Consider the following 17,699-nt stretch of genomic DNA (forward strand, 5'->3'; position numbering starts at 1 on the left):
CGGAATGGCCGCCGCCGGAGGTCAGGATGACGGTCGGTTTCGCTCCCCTCGGTGTTCTCTCGCTGGTCCTGCGGGCCGGTCGCGTGGCCCACAAGGGCGTGGCGACGGTGATCCGCCTCCTCGCCCACCGGCGCGCCGCCCATCGCCTCGCCGCGCTCGACGACCGCATGCTCAGGGATCTCGGGCTGACCCGCGCCGAGGTCGTGGGCGCCCTCGACCTGTCGTGGCGGGACGACCCGACCCTGCACTTGGCGGACCGACGTCACTCCAAGATCCTGGGCGCTTCGCCTGTGGGCCCTTCAGCGGTGCGCGTGACCCTGGTGGCCCGCGACGGGAGCCGGGTGGGGCGGGGGCTCGCCGCCTGAGGCCGCGCCGGGAAGGGGGGCCGGTCCGCTGCGCGGCCGGCGCTCCAGCACGCCCACGACCCGGAACGCGGCGAGGAGCGCCAGCGCCCCGAAGGCGACCGAGCCCGCCCCGACCCCGAGCAGGGCGCCCTCCGGCCCGCCGAGCCGGGCGCCCAGCACCGCGAAGGGCATGGTGCCGAGCGTCGCCCGGCCCCAGTTGAAGGCGGTGGAGAGGAGCGGGAAGCCGAGATTGTTGAAGGCGGCGTTGGCCAGGAACAGCAGCCCGTTGAAGAACCAGATCCCGCTGCCGACGAGGCAGAAGAAGGCGACGAGGCGCGCCGCCTCGCCGTCGAGGGCGAAGGCGCGGGGGATCGCCCCGCGCCCGAGCGCCAGCGCCAGCCAGACCGCCGCGAGGTAGAGGGCGGTGACCAGGACGGCGTCCCGCAGGATGCGCCGCATCCGGTCGAAGCGGCCCGCGCCCCAGTTCTGGCCGAGGATCGGCCCGATCGCCCCCGAGAGCGCGAACAGCCCCCCGAAGGCGACCGGGATCAGCCGGTCGATCACGGCGCCGGCCGCCACGGCCTGCGTCCCGAACCCCGCGATCACCTGGGCCAGGAAGGCGCTCGCCACGGGCGGGGCGAGGTTGGTCAGCACCGCCGGCAGGGCGATGCGCAGCACCTCGGGGGCGTCGGCCAGGACCGCCTCGGCCCGCGGCAGGGCCACCATGCGGTGCACCGCCACGGCGCCCTGCCAGCCGATCGCCGCGAAGGCGAGGCGCACCGCCACCACGCTGAGCGCCGCCCCGTCGAGCCCGAGCCCGAGGCCGAAGATCAGCAGCGGGTCGAGGACGGCCATGACCACGGCCCCGCCGACCGTCACGGCGCTGGACCGGCGGGCATCGGCCACGGCGCGCAGCACGCCGGACAAGCCCATGCCGAGCGCCATCAGGGGCAGGGCCGGCAGCGAGATCAGCAGGAAGCGCCGCGCCGCCGGCACCACCTCCGGCCCCGCCCCGACGAGGCGCAGGAGCGGGTCGAGGAAGAGCACGAGGAGCGCGAGGACGAGGAGGGAGGCCAGGACCGTGAGCGCCATGGCGGAGGCGGCGAGGCGCCGCGCGCGCTCCCGGTCGCCGGCCCCGAGGGCCCGCGCCACCAGGGCGCCGACCGCGATCATCATGCCGATGTTGATGGAGACGCCGAAGACCTGGAGGATGGAGGCGAAGCCCACCGCCGCGGTGAGCGACGGGTCGCCGAGCCAGGACACGTAGAGCAGCGACAGGAGGTCGACGGCGAAGACCGCCATCAGCCCGGCCGAGCCCGCCGCCCCCATCACCACCACGTGGCGCAGCGTCGAGCCGGTGACGAAGGCGGCCTCGCCCGTCCGGGCGCGGTCAGGCCTCATCGGAGACCGGCTCCGGGCTGGCCTCGGGGGCGGGCTCGGGCGGCGCCGGCCGCTCCTTGGCGAGGATGTCCCGCGTCTCCTGGGTCAGCGCCCGGGAGGCGCGCTGGGGCGCGGTCAGGGGCTCGGGCTTGATGCGCACGAGGCCGCGCACCGGGTCGGTGCGGTCGAGGGGCTCGCCGGCCTGCTGCAGGACGAGCCGGGCGACGTCGCGCTTGCGCACGTCGTCGGCGATGCCGGCCGCCTCCTGGGCCGGCACGCCGAGCGCCTCCAGGGTGGCCCGCCCGAAGGCCAGCGCCGACTCGACCGTCTCGCGGATCAGGAAGTCGACGTCCCGGTTCATCGCCTCGATCGCCTGGACCCGGTCGAAGACCCGCACGTAGGTGCGGGCGGCGGGGAATTCCGCGTGGACAAGGTCGATGATCTTGAGGGTCTCCTCGGCCTCGTCGATGCAGATGCAGATCACCTCGGCGCGCCCGGCCCCGGCCGCCCGCAGCACGTCGAGGCGGGTGCCGTCGCCGTAATAGACCCGGAAGCCGAAGCGGGCGGCGCTGCGGATCTGCTCCACGTCCTTGTCGATCACCGTGACGCTGATCCCCTGCGCCAGCAGCACCTGGTTGAGGATCTGGCCGAAGCGGCCGAAGCCGACCACGAGGACGCGGGCGTCGGTGCTCTCGATCTGGTCGTAGGCCGGTTCGAGGGCGCCGGTGCGCCGCCGCGCGAGCAGCCCGTCGAGCCCCTTGGCGGCGAGCGGCCCCACCAGCATGGTGAGCGCCGCGAGCGCGATGGCGAGCCGCCCCGCCGCCCCGTCCACGATCCCGAGCTCGCCCGCCATCGGCAGGAGCACGAAGGCGAATTCCCCCGCCGGCGCGAGCACGGCGGCGCCCCGCAGGGCGTCGAGCCAGGGCGAGCCGAACAGGCGGAACAGGGCCGCCACGACCGCGGTCTTGAGCAGGATCGCCGAGACCGTGGCGGCCGAGAGCCCGAGCCAGTGCTCCCGCACCAGCGCCACGTCGATCGACATGCCGACGCTCATGAAGAAGAGGCCGAGCAGCATGCCGCGGAACGGCTCGATATCGGCCTCGAGCTGGTGGCGGAAGTTCGATTCGGCGAGCAGCAGCCCGGCCAGGAAGGCGCCCATCGCCATCGAGAGGCCGACATGCTCCATCAGCAGCGCGGTCCCGAGCACGACCAAGAGGGCGGCGGCGGTCATCACCTCGCGGGCGCCGCTGGCGGCCAGCAGCCGGAAGAACCGGTTGAGGCCGTAGCGTCCGACCAGCACCGCCGCCAGGATCGCCGCCACCGCCGAGCCCGCCGCGCGCAGCGCCTCGCCGAGCGGGTTGCCGCTCGCCGCCGTGCCGGTCGAGGCGAGCAGCGGCAACAGGGCCAGGATCGCCACCACCGAGAGGTCCTGGAACAGCAGCACCGCGAAGGCGCGCTGGCCGTAGGGGGCGGCGAGGTCGCGCCGTTCCTCCAGCAATTGCAGGGCGACCGCCGTCGCCGAGAGGGCGAGCGCCGTGCCGACCACCCCGGCGGCGGCCGGGGTGAGGCCGCCCAGGATGCCGAGTCCCCCGAGCGCCGCCGCGCAGGCGACGAGCTGGAGCGTGCCGAGGCCCAGGATGTCGCGGCGCATCGAGATCAGCCGCGAGAGCTCCAGTTCGAGCCCGACGATGAACAGCAGCAGCACCACCCCGAGCTCCGAGACGCTGCGCGCCGTCTCGGCCTCCGGGATCAGCGAGAACCCGGAGGGCCCGATCACCACCCCGGCCAGGAGGTAGCCCAGAACCGCGCTCTGGCCGAGCAGGCGCACGATCGGCACGCCGACCACGGCGGCCGACAGGAAGGTGAGGACCGGCGGCAGGAAGCTGGCGTGGTCGGCGGCACTCGCCATGCGGGGCTCCCGGTGGGTGAGGGGAGCGCACTCCTTAACCCGGGGATGTGGCGCAAAGCGAGGCGGGAGGGGGCGGGGCGGGAGGCCGGAGCGAGCCTCGGTCGGCGGGCGCGCCATCGCGGCGCGCCCGGAGCGTCGCGCGGCGCGACGCGTCGCTCCGACGTTCGCCGGCGCCCCCGCCGGCGCCCCTCGCCGAAGCCGAAGCCCCGAGGGGCCGGCGCGAGAGGGCGCCCGCGCCGCCCCGCCGTTGCGGCAGATCCGTGAAGCGGCCATGCTGCGGCGCTCCCGCCCGCCCATCCCCGGTTCCCCATGCAGGTCCGCCTCGGCCGCCCCCTCGCCATCCTGGCCGCCACGCAGGTGATCGGGTGGGGCAGCATCCTCCTGCCCCCGGTGATCGGCGCCCGGATGGGGGCCTCCCTCGGCCTCGACCTGCCCACCGTTCTGGCCGGATCCTCGCTCGTGATGGTGGTGTCGGGGCTCGCCTCGCCGCTCCTCGGCCGAGCCTACGCGCGCATCGGGGCGCGGTCCGTGATGATGGCCGGGTCCCTCCTCGGCGCCGCCGGCCTGCTGCTGCTCTCGGCCGCCGCCGGCCTCGCGAGCTACCTGCTCGCCTGGGCGGTGCTCGGCCTCTTCGGCGCGGCGATGCTCTCGACCAGCGCCAACGCCTACCTGACCGAACTCGCCGGGCCCCGCGCCCGCAGCGCGATCGGCCTCGTGATGCTGGTGACGGGCCTCGCCACCGGGATCTTCTGGCCGCTCACCGCCTGGCTCGACGCCGCGATCGGCTGGCGCGGGGCGGTGCGGCTCTATGCCGGGCTCCAGCTCGCCCTCGTGCTGCCGCTGCTCGCCTGGCTGCCGCCCGCGCGGGGCCCGGTCTCGGCCACCGCGGCGGCGCCCGCGCCCTCCGCCGCCGATTCCCCCTTCCGGCTGATGGCGGCGGCGATCGGGCTCAGCGGCTTCGTCTCCTTCGGGCTCGAAGCGGTCACCATCGCGCTCCTCACCGCCTACGGCTTCGGCACCGCCGAGGCCGTCGCCGCCGGCTCCGCCATGGGCCTGCTCAAGGTCGCCGGGCGGATGATCGACATGGCCGGCGGCGCGCGTTGGGACGGCCTGACCACCGGGATCGTCGCCACCGGGGCGATGCCGCTCGGCCTCGCGGCGCTGCTCCTCGGCGGCGGCGGCAGCGCGGCGGCCCTGGTCTTCGCGGTCCTGTTCGGGCTGGGCAGCGGCGCCTTCGCGATCGCCCGGGCGACGATGCCCCTCGTCTTCTACGACGGGGCCGCCTACGGCGCGGCGCTGGCGCGGATCGCGCTGCCGCTCAACCTCGCGGCCGCGGCGGCGCCGCCGCTCCTCGGTGCCCTGCTGACCCGGTTCGGGCCGGCCCCCGCGCTCGCCACCGCGATGGGCTGCTCGCTCGCGGCCTGCGCCCTGCTCGCGCGCCTCGCCCGGCTGCGGCCGGCCCGCTGACCGCCGCCCGCCGAAGCCGCCGCGCCGCGCGGGGCGCGCCCGCGCCGCGCAGGTGCGCCGTCTCACCCGGCGCGCGGGCGATCCGGCGGTTGCGTCTAGGGATCGCCGTGATTCGATGCGATGAGAGGTTGACAGGCCAAGCCCCCCTTCGCCACATCCCGGGTATCATGACCGCTCCCGCGAACTCCTCCGCCCCCGGCGCCGCCGCGCCCGAGAAACCCCCGCTCGAGATCATGCTCTGCGCGCCCCGCGGCTTCTGCGCGGGCGTGGTGCGCGCCATCGACGTGGTCGAGCGGGCGCTCGCGATCTATGGGCCGCCGGTCTACGTCCGGCACGAGATCGTCCACAACAAGTACGTGGTCGAGAGCCTGAAGCGCAAAGGCGCCGTCTTCGTCTCCGAACTCGACGAGGTTCCGGACGGCAACGCCCCGGTGATCTTCTCGGCCCACGGCGTCGCCAAGACCGTGCCGCAGACCGCCGAGAGCCGCGGCCTCACCACCATCGACGCGACCTGCCCCCTCGTCACCAAGGTCCACCGCGAGGCGGAGATCCACCACAAGCGCGGGCGCCACGTGCTCCTCGTCGGCCATTCGGGCCATCCCGAGGTGGTCGGCACGATGGGCCAGCTGCCGGCGGGCTCGATCACCCTGGTGGAGGACGTCGAGCAGATCGAGGCGCTGGAGCCCGCCAACCGCGACAACCTCGCCTGGGTGACGCAGACCACCCTCTCGGTCGACGACACCCACCACATCGTCGAGGCGCTCAAGCGCAAGTTCCCGGCGATCGTCGGCCCGCACAAGGACGACATCTGCTACGCCACCACCAACCGCCAGGAGGCGGTCAAGCAGGTGGCGCCCCTCGTGGACGCGCTGATCGTGGTCGGCTCGTCGAACTCCTCGAACTCGCAGCGCCTGCGCGAGGTGGCCGAGCGGGCGGGCTGCCCGATCACCCGGCTCCTCAACCGCGCCGAGGAGATCGACTGGGACGCCTTCGCCAATATCCGCCGGCTCGGCCTCACCGCCGGCGCCTCGGCCCCCGAGGTGCTGGTCGAGGAGATCATCGACGCCTTCGCGACCCGCTACGCGGTCACGGTCGACACGGTCTCGACCACCACCGAGGACATGGTCTTCCCGCTGCCGCGGGAATTGCGCAGCGAGGCCGCCGAGTGACCTGACCGCCCCGCCGGGCGGTCTTTGACAAGCGCGGGGCGCCGCCCCATCACCGGGGCGGCGCCCCTCGCGCGCCGGGGCGACGCCGTCCGGCCGCCTCCTTCCTTCGAGACGGATACGGACCGTGGCGGTCTACACCGAGGTTCCCGACGAGGCGCTCGCCGCCTTCCTGGCCGATTACGACATCGGCGGCCTGCTCTCCTACAAGGGCATCGCCGAGGGGGTCGAGAACACCAACTTCTACCTGCACACCACGGTCGGCTCCTACATCCTGACCCTCTACGAGAAGCGGGTGGCGGAGGGGGACCTGCCCTTCTTCCTCGGCCTGATGGAGCACCTCGCGGCGCGCGGCCTCGCCTGCCCGCAGCCGATCCGCAACCGGGCCGGCACGGCGCTCGGGCGGCTCTGCGGGCGGCCCGCCGTGATCGTGTCCTTCCTGGACGGCGTCTCGGTGCGCCGGCCCGGGGTGCGCCACTGCCGGGCGCTCGGCCGGGCGCTGGCCGGCCTCCACGCGGCCGGGGTGGATTTCCCGATGCGGCGCCCCAACGCCCTCTCGGTCGCGGCGTGGCGCCCGCTCTTCGCCCAGGCCGAGGCGCAGGCCGACCGGGTCGCCCCGAACCTCGCGGCGCGCACCCGCGACGACCTCGCCCGGCTGGAGGAGGCCTGGCCGCGGGACCTGCCGGGCGGCGTGATCCACGCCGACCTCTTCACCGACAACGTCTTCTTCATCGGCGACGCGGTCTCGGGGCTGATCGACTTCTACTTCGCCTGCACGGACGCCTTCGCGTACGACCTCGCCATCTGCCTCAACGCGTGGTGCTTCGAGCTGGACGGCTCCTTCAACCGCACCAAGGGCCAGGCCATGATCGCCGCCTACCAGGCGGCACGGCCCCTCGATCCCCGCGAGGTCGAGTCCCTGCCGCTGCTCGCCCGGGGCGCGGCCCTGCGCTTCATGCTCACCCGCCTGGTGGATTGGCTCAACGTGCCGCCCGGCGCGCTGGTGAAGCCGAAGGATCCCCTCGAATACGACCGCAAGCTCGCCTTCCACCGCCGGGTGACGGGGGCGGAGGAATACGGCTGGACGCCGTAGGGGAGGGCGCCCGAACTCCCCGCGGCCGCCCGCGGGCGATGCCATGGGCCGGAGACCGGTTCACGCCCCCCGGGGCCCGGCCCTGGGTTCCAGCAGCGGCACCACCACCCCCGCCGCCGCGAAGGCGCCGCCGACGAGGCAGAGCAGCGGCCAGCCCCCCGCCGCGAAGGCGCGGGTGCCCGCCGAGGCGCCGAGGGCGCCGCCGATGAACACCGCCGTGAAGAACACCGTGTTGATCCGCCCCCGCGCCCCCGCCGCCAGCGCGTAGACCCGGGTCTGGTTGGCGATCAGCGCCGTGTTGATGCCGATGTCGATGAGGAGCACGCCGAGGGCCATCGCGGCGAGGGAGCGGCCGCCGAGGAGCCCGAACACCGCGAAGGAGGCGAGCGTCAGCAGCGCGCCGCCGATCACCACCGGCCGCGGGCTCTTCGCGTCGGCGAAGCGCCCCGCATAGGGCGCGCAGAGGGCGCCCGCGGCGCCGATCAGCCCGAACAGCCCGGCCCCGGCCGGATCGAGGCGGAAGGGCGGTCCCTCCACGAACAGGGCGAGGCTGGTCCAGAAGGCGTTGAAGGCGGCGAAGAGCAGCGCCTGGGACAGCGCCGCGCGCCGCAGGGGCGCCTGGCCCCGGGCGAGGTCGAGGACCGAGGCCATCAGCGCGCCGTAGGGCAGGCGGGTGGCGGCCCGGGTCGCCGGCAGGGTCAGGGCCGCCAGGGCGGCGAGGGCGAGGGAGAGGCCGCAGGCGGCGCCGAACATCGCCCGCCAGCCGAACCACGCCCCCACGAGCCCGCTCAGGGTCCGGGCGAGCAGGATGCCGAGCAGGAGCCCGGTCATCACCTGGCCGACCATCCGGCCGCGGCTGGCGTCCGGGGCGAGTTCGGCCGCGAAGGGCACCGCCTGCTGGGCCGCCGTCGACAGGACGCCGATCAGGAAGCTCGCCGCCGCCAGCGTGCCGAGCCCCGGGGCCAGGGCCGCCAGCACCAGCGCGCCCGAGAGCAGCAGGAGCTGGCCGACGATCAGCCCGCGGCGCGGGTAGCGGTCCCCCATCGGGACGAGGCCGAGGATCCCGAGCCCGTAGCCGGCGAGCGTCGCGGTCGGGACCAGGCTCGACGCCGCCGCGCCGAGATCCTGCGCCAGCACGGCGAGGAGCGGCTGGTTGTAGTAGATGTTCGCCACGGCCCCGCCCGCGATCAGGCTCAGGCTGAGGCGCGTCGCCGGGGTGAGGGCCGGCAGCGCGGCGTTCTGCGGCAGGGCGGAAGACGGGGCGCTCGTCATCGGGTCCGGTTCGCTGGGCAGGGGCGACTCGCCCCGAATGGTCCCCCTAGGGTAGGGCCTGTGCCCGCCCGCGCACGGGTCCCGCGCCGCGCGGCCGCCCCGCGCTGCGCACATGCCGCACGCCCCTCACGGGACCCGGGGGGGCCCGCTCACGGGGCCCGGGGGGACCCGCTCACGGGGCCCGCGGGGTCCCGCTGCGACGATCCCGGCGGGCCCGAGCCCTTTCGCCCCCAACCCGCCGGCCCCATCTCCGGGTCCGGCGCAGGCCGGCGACATTCTGCACGACGAATTCCGCTTGGCCTGGCGGCGCGGCCCGGGGATACTTGGCGCCGGATGTCCTGCCGGGACCGCTCCCGGATCGGCACGGTCGAACGGCCGCGCTGCACTGGCGGCGGGTCCGGGCAGGACAGCGTGAACTCTTGGTGAGGCAGCTCCGCAGGGCCGGCGCGACGCCGGCATGACCTGGATCCGCGAGGGATCGGACGATGTCGCAATACCGTGTTCAGTTCGCCAAGGAGATCATGGGAGTGCCGTTCGCGGTCGGCACGGTCGAGATCACCCGCGCGCGCGACCCGCAGCGGGCCGAGCGGGCCGCCGCCCTGCGCTTCGCCCGCCAGCACGGCATCGAGGATTGGCGCGAGCGCGCCGACCGCATCGAGCTGACGCCGCTGCCCGGCCGCGGCGGCTGAGCCTCATCCGCCGAGGGGCGCCGCTTCGGCGGACGCGCCCGCGGGCGATCCGGCCGGGGCTCACGCCGCCGCGCTGTCGCGGCGCAGGCTCAGGATCAGGTCCGCGAAGCGGTCGCCCTGCACGATGACGTGGGCGCGCATGCACTCGCCCGCGCGCGCCTCGTCGCCCGCCAGGATCGCCTCCACGGCGCCCGCGTGCTCGGCGAAGGACTGGCCGAGCCGGTGGCGGGCGCGCAGCTGGATGCGGCGGAACGGCGCGAGGCGCCGGCTCAGCTGCACGGCCTGCTCGCACAGGAATCCGTTGCGCGAGGCCCGGTAGATGACCGCGTGGAAGACCGCGTTCTCGGCGTAGTAGGCCTCGGTGTCGCCGGTCTCGGCCGCCTTCCGGCAGGCCTCAAGGGCCGCGACGAGCTCCCGCTGGTGCTCGGCCGTCAGGCGCCGGGCCGCCAGCCGCGCGCAGGACGCCTCCAGCTCCGCCATCGTCTCGAACATCTCGAGGAGCCGCGCCGGATCGGGCGTGCTCACCACCGCGCCGCGGCGCGGCTTCACCTCGATCAGCCCGGTCGCGGCGAGCTGCAGCAGCGCTTCCCGGATCGGCGTGCGCGAGACCCCGAACCGCGCGGCGAGCTGGACCTCGTCGAGCCGCGCCCCGGGCGGCAGCACGCCGTCGACGATCTCGTCCTCGATCGTCTGCTTCAGCCGCTGGGCGTGGTTCCTGGGCGGGTTGTTCCTGGGCGGGTGGTTCCCAAGCGGGTGATTTTTGGGCGCGTGACCCTCGGTCCTGTCCGCGGGACCGTTCCTGTGCGTGTGACTCATGGCGGCGTCACCCCCCGGGCGGCCCGAACCGGATCCGCGCGGATTATGCAGGCCGGTTGACAAAATATACAAGAGCGGGCTTCTTTCCGTGCAATATACCACGAGCCGCCCCGTCCATAAGGGGTGGCCGCACACAGAGCCGGGGCGTGGCCCCGGCCGCGCCGGGATCGACCCGGCCGGAGGAGACACGCCATGGCTCTCACGCGTCGTTCGCTCGTGGCCGCCGGTCTGGCGGCGCCCGCGCTCCTGTCCGCCCGGACGGCCCGGGCGGCCACCACCCTCAAGCTGTCGCACCAGTTCCCGGGCGGCTCGATCGACGAGGGCGACTTCCGCGACCGCATGGCGCGCAAATTCGCGGTCGCCCTCAAGGAGCGCTCGAAGGGCGCCCTCGACCTGCAGGTCTATCCGGGCTCGTCCCTGATGAAGACCAACGCCCAGTTCAGCGCGATGCGGAAGGGCGCGCTCGACATGAGCCTCTACCCGCTCCCCTACGCGGGCGGCGAGGTGCCGGAGACCAATATCGGGCTGATGCCGGCGCTGGTGACCTCCTACGAGCAGGCCAAGGCCTGGAAGGCCGCCCCGGTCGGCCGCAAGCTCGCCGAGATCCTGCAGGCCAAGGGCATCGTGATGGTGTCCTGGGTCTGGCAATCGGGGGGCGTGGCGAGCCGCGAGCGCCCGCTGGTGACGCCGGACGACGCCAAGGGCATGAAGGTGCGCGGCGGCTCCCGCGAGATGGACCTGATGATGAAGGCGGCGGGCGCCGCCACCCTCAGCCTGCCCTCCAACGAATCCTACGCGGCGATGCAGACCGGCGCCTGCGACGCCGTCATCACCTCCTCGACCAGCCTGATCTCCTTCCGCCTGGAGGAGCTCGCCAAGGCGCTGACCTCCGGCAAGGGCCGCTCCTACTGGTTCATGCTGGAGCCGATCATGATGTCGAAGATCGTCTTCGACGGCCTGCCGAAGGACCAGAAGGACCTGATCATGCAGGTCGGGGCCGAGCTGGAGTCCTTCGGGCAGCAGGGCGCGATGGCGGACGACGACCGGGTCGAGCAGGTCTTCGGGAAGGCCGGCGCCAAGATCGCGACCCTCGACGAGGCGACCCTCGGCCGCTGGCGCGACATCGCCCGCGACACCGCCTGGAAGGATTACGCGGCGAAATCGTCGAGCTGCGCCGAGATGCTCAAGCTCGCGGAGGCAGTCGCGTGAGCCACGCCTTCGACGCGGCCTCGGCGGCGGCCGCCGGCCACGACGGGCGCGGCATCCCGCGCGCCCCGGGGGCGCTCGGCGCCGTCGAGGCCGCCATGGCGGCCGTCAACCGGCTGATCCTGCTCCTCGGGGGGCTCGCCCTGATGGCGGCCTGCCTGGTCCTCACCCACAGCGTCGTGGTGCGCTACTTCCTCAAGGTCCCGACCGAGTGGCAGGACGAGACGGCGGTGTTCCTGATCGTCGGCGCGACCTTCCTGTCGGCGGCCGCCGTGCAGGCGCGGCGCGGCCACGTCGCCATCGAGGCGCTGACCGGCCTGCTGAGCCCCCGCGTCAACGCCGCGCGGCTCGTCCTCGCCGACCTCGTCAGCCTGCTCTTCGTCGCCTTCTTCTCGTGGAAGAGCTGGACCCTCCTGCATGAGGCCTGGGTCGACGGGCAGACCTCGCAATCGACCTGGGGCCCGCCCCTCTGGATCCCCTACGCGCTGATGGCCTCCGGCATGACACTGCTCACCCTGCAGCTCCTGCTGCAGCTCGCCGAGGGGATCGCGCGGGGCCCCCTCGCGGCCGGCCGCGCCGATCCCAAGGTCGGGCTCGGGGCCGACCTCGCCGAGGTGGCCTCGCGGCCCGAGGGGGGCCCGCGGCCCGAGGCGGGCCCGCGGCCCGAAGTGGCCCCGCAGCCCGAAGTGGCCCCGCAGCCCGGGAGGGCCCCGCGGCCCGGGAGGGCCGCCCAATGAGCACGGCCGTCGTCGGAATCCTCTATGCCGGGGCGACGCTCGGGGCGATGCTGTCGGGCATCCCGATCGCCTTCGCGCTCGGGGCGGTCGCCCTCGTCTTCATGCTGGCCTTCATGCCGGGCGCCTCCCTCGATACGGTGGCGCAGAACGTCTACGAGGAGATGGCGTCGATCACGCTGCTGTCGATCCCGCTCTTCATTCTGAAGGGCGCGGCGATCGGGCGCTCGAAGGCCGGCCAGGACCTCTACTCGGCGATGCACGCCTGGATGCACCGCATCCCCGGGGGGCTCGGCATCGCCAACGTCTTCGCCTGCGCGCTCTTCGCCGCCATGGCGGGGTCGAGCCCGGCCACCTGCTCGGCGATCGGCTCGGCCGGCATCCCGGAGATGCGCAAGCGCGGCTATTCGGGGGGATTCGCGGCCGGGATCATCGCGGCGGGCGGCACGCTCGGCATCCTGCTGCCGCCCTCGATCACCATGATCCTCTACGCGGTGGCGGCCGAGCAATCCCTCGGGCGGCTCTTCCTCGCGGGGATCGGTCCGGGCCTCCTCCTGGTCGCGCTCTTCGCCCTCTACGCGGTCTTCCGCTTCCGGCGGGAATTCGCCGCCGCGCGGGCGGTCCAGGCGGCGGGCGGGCCCGGCCACGCGATCCTGGCCGAGGAGAGCTACTCGATGGCGCAGCGCTTCTCGACGCTGCCGCGGGTGATGCCCTTCGTGGTCCTGCTCACCGGCGTGATGGTGGCGCTCTACGGCGGCTACGCCACCCCCTCCGAGACGGCGGGGCTCGGCGGCATCCTGGCGCTCGTGCTGATCGCGCTGATCTACGGGGTCTGGAAACCGCGGGACGTCGACCCGATCCTCACCGCCACCCTGCGCGAATCGACCATGCTGATGCTGATCATCGGCATGTCGCTGCTCTACGCCTACGTGATGAGCTACCTGCATATCTCGCAGGCCGCGGCCGCCGCGATCGTGGCGCTGCAGCTCTCGCCCTGGCTGCTGCTGGCGACGATCCTGCTCCTCGTCGTGGTGCTCGGCTTCTTCCTGCCGCCGGTCTCGATCATCCTGATGACCGCGCCGATCATCCTGCCGCCGCTCAAGGCCGCGGGCTTCGACCTCGTCTGGTTCGGGGTGGTGATGACCATCACCATGGAGATGGGCCTGATCCATCCCCCGGTCGGCCTCAACATCTTCGTGATCAAGAACATCGCGCCGGACATCCCGCTCTCGGACATCATCTGGGGCACGCTGCCCTTCGTGCTGCTGATGGCGGCGGCGATCCTGATCCTGTGCGTCGCGCCCGGCATCGCCCTGTGGCTGCCGGACCGGCTGCTCGGGAGCTGACGCCGTGGCGGGCCGAGACTTCTCCGCCGGCGCGGCGGAACCCTATCTGTCCCGGACGGGCGGCGCGGCAGGAGACTTGCCCGTCGCGGAAGACTTGCCCGTCGCGGAAGACTTGCCCGCCGCGGACAGGCGGCACGGAGCGTGGGCTGGCGACATGGTGGCGATCTCCTTCCTCGGCGACCTCCTCCAGAGCATCACGGAGCGAGGCCGCGGGCTCATCCCCTTCGGCCGGGGGGAGGCTCTGTCGCGGGCGAGCGTCCCCGACCTCGTCAAGCTCTGCGAGGACCTGATCTCGCGGCGGGGCGAGGCCTCGGGCGTCGCCCTCGCCCGCATCATCCTCGACCGCTACGCCACCTTCACGGTGGCCGAGCGCCACGACTTCCTGCGCCGGATCGCGGTGGATTTCGGCGCCGACGTCGAGGCGGTGGCGGGCGCCATCGCGGGCTACCAGGCGGCCCCCTCGCGGGCGACCCTCGGGCGGCTGCACGAGGCGGCCGAGCCGCGCTCGCAGGAATTGATCCGCCGCCTCAACCTCGCCCGCGACGGCACGATCGCGCTGGTGCGCATGCGCGAGGACCTGTTCAGCTACCGCGACCTCCTGCGCGGCGCCGAGGACCGCGACGCCGCCCTGCTGGACGCGGTCGAGAGCCTCGATTCCGACTTCGAGCACCTCTTCGCCTCCTGGTTCAACCGCGGCTTCCTGGTGCTGCACCGGATCGACTGGACCACGCCGGCCCACATCCTGGAGAAGATCATCCGCTACGAGGCGGTGCACGCGATCTCGGGCTGGGACGACCTGCGGCGGCGGATCGAGCCGGCGGACCGGCGCTGCTTCGCGTTCTTCCACCCGGCCCTGGTCGACGAGCCGCTGATCTTCGTCGAGGTGGCGCTGACCACCAGCATCGCCACGGCGATCGGCCCGATCCTCTCGGACGAGCGCCAGCCCATGGCCTCGCGCGAGGCCACGGCCGCGATCTTCTACTCGATCTCGAACTGCCAGCGCGGGCTCGCCGGCGTGACCTTCGGCAATTTCCTGATCAAGCAGGTGGTGGAGGATCTCTGCCGGGAGATGCCGGCGCTGAAGACCTTCGTGACGCTGTCGCCGGTGCCGGGCTTCCGCCACTGGCTCGACCGCGAGCGCCGGGCGGACGCGCCGCAGGGCCTCACGCGCGAGGACGTCGAGACCCTGCGCCTCCTCGACAGGCCCGACTGGCACGCCGACAAGGCGACCGCGGAGACGGTGCGCAAGGCGCTGCTGCCGGCCGCCGCCTACTACTTCCTGCGCGCCAAGACCCCGCGCGGCAAGCCGGTCGACCCGGTCGCCCGCTTCCATCTCGGCAACGGCGCCCGGCTGGAGCGGCTGAACTTCCTCGGCGACGTCTCCAAGAAGGGCCTCGCCCAGTCCTACGGGCTGATGGTGAACTACCTCTACGACCTCGCGGCGATCGAGAAGAACCACGAGACCTACGCCAACCTCGGCACGGTCTCGGCCTCCATCGCGGTCAACCGCGAATTGCGCCAGAACCTGCCCCCCGCCCGCGCCGTCGCGCTGGCGGAGGCCTGAGGCGACCCGACGCGCCGCTCCCTGTCCGGATCCCCACCATGGCCAACCACTTCTTCGACCTCGTCCGCGCCCGCCTGCCGCAGGATCCCGCCGCGCGCCTCTTCCTCGAGACGCCCGAGGGCCTGCGCTGGAGCTACGCCGACCTCGTGGCGGCGTCCGGGGCCTACGCGGCCGCCCTCGTCGGCCTCGGCGTGGCGCCGGGCGACCGGGTCGCCGTGCAGGTGGAGAAGAGCCCGGCGGTGATCGCGCTCTATCTCGGCTGCGTGCGGGCGGGCGCGGTGTTCCTGCCCCTCAACACCGCCTACACCCCGGCCGAGATCGCCTACTTCCTCGGCGACGCCGAGCCGGCGCTGTTCGTCTGCGATCCGGGCCGGCTCGACACGCTGCGGCCGGTGGCGGAGGCGGCGGGCGTCAAGCAGGTCGCCACCCTCGACGCGGCGGGCGAGGGCACGATGGCGGCGGAGGCGCGCGGCCAGACCGAGAGCTTCGCGGACGTGGCGCGGGGCCCCGACGACCTCGCGGCGATCCTCTACACCTCCGGCACGACCGGGCGCTCGAAGGGCGCCATGCTCACCCACGACAACCTCGCCTCGAACGCGCTCACCCTGGTCGAGGCGTGGCGCTTCACGGCGGACGACGTGCTGATCCACGCGCTGCCGGTCTTCCACACCCACGGGCTGTTCGTGGCCACCAACACGGTGCTGATGGCGGGCGCCGCGATGATCTTCCTGCCCCGGCTCGACCCGCCGCGGATCCTCGCCCTGATGGGCCGGGCGAGCGTGCTGATGGGCGTGCCGACCTTCTACACCCGCCTCCTCAAGGAGCCGGGCCTGACGCCGGCGGCGGCCAGGGGCATGCGCCTGTTCGTCTCCGGCTCGGCGCCGCTCCTGGCCGAGACCCATCGCGAGTGGCGCGAGCGCACCGGCCACGCGATCCTCGAGCGCTACGGCATGACCGAGACCAACATGAGCACCTCGAACCCCTATGACGGGGAGCGGGTCGCGGGCACGGTCGGCTTCCCGCTGCCGGGGGTGGCGCTGCGGGTGGTCGATCCGGAGAGCGGGGCGCCGCTCCCGGCCGAGGCGGTCGGCATGATCGAGGTGCGCGGTCCCAACGTCTTCAAGGGCTACTGGCGCATGCCGGAGAAGACCGCGGCGGAGTTCAAGCCCGACGGCTTCTTCATCACCGGCGACCTCGGCAAGATCGACGCGCGCGGCTACGTCCACATCGTGGGGCGGGGCAAGGACCTCATCATCACGGGCGGCTACAACGTCTACCCGAAGGAGGTCGAGACCGAGATCGACGCGCTGCCGGGCGTGCTCGAATCGGCCGTGATCGGCCTGCCGCACCGGGATTTCGGCGAGGGCGTGACGGCCGTGGTGGTGCGCCGGCCGGGCGAGCGGGTGGGCGAGGCCGAGATCCTGGGCGCCCTCGAGGCCCGGCTCGCCAAGTTCAAGCTGCCCAAGCGCGTGCTGTTCGTGAACGAGTTGCCCCGCAACACCATGGGCAAGGTGCAGAAGAACGTGCTGCGGGACGCCAACCGGGACCTCTACGCGGGCTGAGACCCGCCGCCCGAGGGGCCGCGATGCCGGAGAGCCGGCGCGTCCGACCCCGCCCGCGGCCGGCGCCCGCACCCCGCGCCCGGATGCCCCTCCGGGGCCGGGTGGCCTCCAGGACCCCGACGGCCGCGCATCGCCCGTAATGGTCGGGAAGCGCCCGGCGGGCTGCCTCCGGGACGGGAGCGCTGCCGAAGCGCGGCGCAGCGCACGCGGCCGACCATCCGCCCGGATCACACCCCCGCGCGGCGCCTGAGCGAAGCCCCAATCCGCCATCCCGAAGGGGTCGAGCGGATGTGGTCTGACGCGCACGCCCCAGCCGCATCCCCGCAATCCACACGCGCCCCCGCCGCCCGTCCGCAACCTTGACCGGTTGCCCGCCGCGTGTTTTGTTCACGTTATGTTCTCAAGATGAGTCGGCGGCGATGGCGGATGGCGCGAGGCAGGGCGAGGCGCATCCGGCCCTCGACGCGGTGACGGCGGCCTATCTGCGCGAGGCGGGCGGCGATCCCTGCGCGGCCCTGCGGCGGGCGGTGGCCGACGCGCTCGCAGCGCTCGACGAGGCGGAGCGGCAGCGGGCGGCGCGCGAGCGGCTGATCTCGCGCGGCTACGTCCGGGCGGGCTGCCGCCCGGCTGACTGACGGCCCTCGGCCCCGAAACGCGCCGGCCCGCGCCGGCCGGCATGTGCGGGCGAGCACCTAGGCCGGGGCGCGGCGGAGCTATTCCGCCGGCTTCCCGATGATCGCGACGGAGCGGATCCATGGACACCAAGGCAGACCTGATCCGGGCAGACCTGATCCGGTACGACATCCGCCGCGACCGCCACGGCTGGACGGTCTACGACGTGCGCACCGGCGAGACCGCGGTGATCGACGGCGTGCTCCAGGTCGGGCTCGACATGGACGAGGCGGACGCCGTCGCGGACGCGCTGAGCGCGGACGCGCCGCTGCCGGGCTTGGCCGCCTCGCTGGCGGCGCGCTGGCCGCACGCGGCCCCCGAGGCGGCCCGATTTCGCCGCGCCTGATGCCGGCGCCGACGCTCCGCCGGAGGGCCCCGAGCGGCCCTGACGGCCCCGGACCGAGCGCATCGTCCGACGAAGGGGATGCCGGTTCGTCGAAGACAAGGCCCCGAGATCAGAGACCTGGAGCGGCGCCCGA

Annotated in this window: 16 protein-coding genes; 12 read left to right on the plus strand and 4 right to left on the minus strand. The window is 73.9% G+C overall.

Annotated features, from left to right (window positions below; genetic code table 11):
• Window positions 1-26: 26 nt before the first annotated feature.
• Window positions 27-365: a DUF1127 domain-containing protein gene (locus M446_RS29085; RefSeq protein ID WP_012335676.1), complete on the plus strand. Its 339-nt coding sequence runs from the start codon at window positions 27-29 to the stop codon at window positions 363-365.
• Here the strand turns inward: M446_RS29085 and M446_RS29090 are convergent.
• Both M446_RS29090 and M446_RS29095 read right to left on the minus strand, forming a co-directional pair.
• On the minus strand, window positions 300-1,745 hold the full coding sequence (locus M446_RS29090; RefSeq protein WP_012335677.1) for an MATE family efflux transporter: 1,446 nt from the start codon (window positions 1,743-1,745) through the stop codon (window positions 300-302). The two genes, M446_RS29085 and M446_RS29090, sit on opposite strands and share 66 nt — an antisense overlap.
• Window positions 1,735-3,633, minus strand: coding sequence for a monovalent cation:proton antiporter-2 (CPA2) family protein (locus M446_RS29095; protein WP_012335678.1), 1,899 nt, complete (start codon window positions 3,631-3,633; stop codon window positions 1,735-1,737). The genes M446_RS29090 and M446_RS29095 overlap by 11 nt, the downstream gene beginning before the upstream one ends.
• 309 nt (window positions 3,634-3,942) lie before the next feature.
• On the opposite strand from M446_RS29095, the gene M446_RS29100 reads away from it, so the two are divergent.
• The 3 genes from M446_RS29100 to M446_RS29110 all read left to right on the plus strand — a co-directional run bounded on the left by M446_RS29100 (window position 3,943) and on the right by M446_RS29110 (window position 7,359).
• The gene (locus tag M446_RS29100) at window positions 3,943-5,100 is read left to right on the plus strand and encodes an MFS transporter (RefSeq protein WP_012335679.1); all 1,158 of its coding nucleotides are present in this window, start codon (window positions 3,943-3,945) and stop codon (window positions 5,098-5,100) included.
• Window positions 5,101-5,267: 167 nt separating this feature from the next.
• Complete coding sequence (gene ispH, locus M446_RS29105; RefSeq protein WP_012335680.1) at window positions 5,268-6,269, plus strand: 4-hydroxy-3-methylbut-2-enyl diphosphate reductase; 1,002 nt, start codon at window positions 5,268-5,270, stop codon at window positions 6,267-6,269.
• 124 nt (window positions 6,270-6,393) lie between these two features.
• Window positions 6,394-7,359, plus strand: coding sequence for a homoserine kinase (locus M446_RS29110; RefSeq protein WP_012335681.1), 966 nt, complete (start codon window positions 6,394-6,396; stop codon window positions 7,357-7,359).
• A gap of 60 nt (window positions 7,360-7,419) precedes the next feature.
• Here M446_RS29110 and M446_RS29115 read toward each other — a convergent pair whose 3' ends face one another.
• Window positions 7,420-8,631, minus strand: coding sequence for an MFS transporter (locus M446_RS29115; RefSeq protein ID WP_012335682.1), 1,212 nt, complete (start codon window positions 8,629-8,631; stop codon window positions 7,420-7,422).
• Window positions 8,632-9,116: 485 nt separating this feature from the next.
• On the opposite strand from M446_RS29115, the gene M446_RS29120 reads away from it, so the two are divergent.
• Window positions 9,117-9,320 carry a hypothetical protein gene (locus tag M446_RS29120; protein ID WP_018263677.1) on the plus strand — a complete coding sequence of 68 codons (204 nt, stop codon included), beginning with the start codon at window positions 9,117-9,119 and terminating at the stop codon, window positions 9,318-9,320.
• A 60-nt stretch (window positions 9,321-9,380) separates the two neighbouring features.
• Here the strand turns inward: M446_RS29120 and M446_RS29125 are convergent, their stop codons facing one another.
• Complete coding sequence (locus tag M446_RS29125) at window positions 9,381-10,136, minus strand: GntR family transcriptional regulator (protein ID WP_012335684.1); 756 nt, start codon at window positions 10,134-10,136, stop codon at window positions 9,381-9,383.
• Window positions 10,137-10,328: 192 nt separating this feature from the next.
• Between M446_RS29125 and dctP the strand changes: the two genes are divergently transcribed.
• From dctP to M446_RS29160, 7 genes are all read left to right on the plus strand, one after another.
• The gene (gene dctP, locus M446_RS29130; RefSeq protein ID WP_012335685.1) at window positions 10,329-11,345 is read left to right on the plus strand and encodes a TRAP transporter substrate-binding protein DctP; all 1,017 of its coding nucleotides are present in this window, start codon (window positions 10,329-10,331) and stop codon (window positions 11,343-11,345) included.
• Window positions 11,342-12,079, plus strand: a complete 738-nt coding sequence (locus M446_RS29135) for a TRAP transporter small permease (RefSeq protein WP_012335686.1) — start codon at window positions 11,342-11,344, stop codon at window positions 12,077-12,079. The genes dctP and M446_RS29135 overlap by 4 nt, the downstream gene beginning before the upstream one ends.
• Window positions 12,076-13,422 carry a TRAP transporter large permease gene (locus M446_RS29140; protein WP_012335687.1) on the plus strand — a complete coding sequence of 449 codons (1,347 nt, stop codon included), beginning with the start codon at window positions 12,076-12,078 and terminating at the stop codon, window positions 13,420-13,422. The genes M446_RS29135 and M446_RS29140 overlap by 4 nt, the downstream gene beginning before the upstream one ends.
• 154 nt (window positions 13,423-13,576) lie before the next feature.
• Window positions 13,577-14,986 carry a malonyl-CoA decarboxylase gene (locus tag M446_RS29145; RefSeq protein ID WP_012335688.1) on the plus strand — a complete coding sequence of 470 codons (1,410 nt, stop codon included), beginning with the start codon at window positions 13,577-13,579 and terminating at the stop codon, window positions 14,984-14,986.
• A 38-nt stretch (window positions 14,987-15,024) separates the two neighbouring features.
• Window positions 15,025-16,548: a malonate--CoA ligase gene (locus M446_RS29150; RefSeq protein ID WP_012335689.1), complete on the plus strand. Its 1,524-nt coding sequence runs from the start codon at window positions 15,025-15,027 to the stop codon at window positions 16,546-16,548.
• 419 nt (window positions 16,549-16,967) lie between these two features.
• Window positions 16,968-17,183 (plus strand): hypothetical protein, encoded by a 216-nt coding sequence (locus tag M446_RS29155; protein ID WP_012335690.1) that lies wholly within the window; start codon window positions 16,968-16,970, stop codon window positions 17,181-17,183.
• Window positions 17,184-17,302: 119 nt separating this feature from the next.
• A complete protein-coding gene (locus M446_RS29160; protein WP_012335691.1) occupies window positions 17,303-17,566 on the plus strand; it encodes a hypothetical protein in 264 nt (87 codons plus the stop codon).
• The last annotated feature ends 133 nt before the right edge of the window (window positions 17,567-17,699 follow it).

Source organism: Methylobacterium sp. 4-46 (genome assembly GCF_000019365.1).
Lineage (GTDB): Bacteria > Pseudomonadota > Alphaproteobacteria > Rhizobiales > Beijerinckiaceae > Methylobacterium.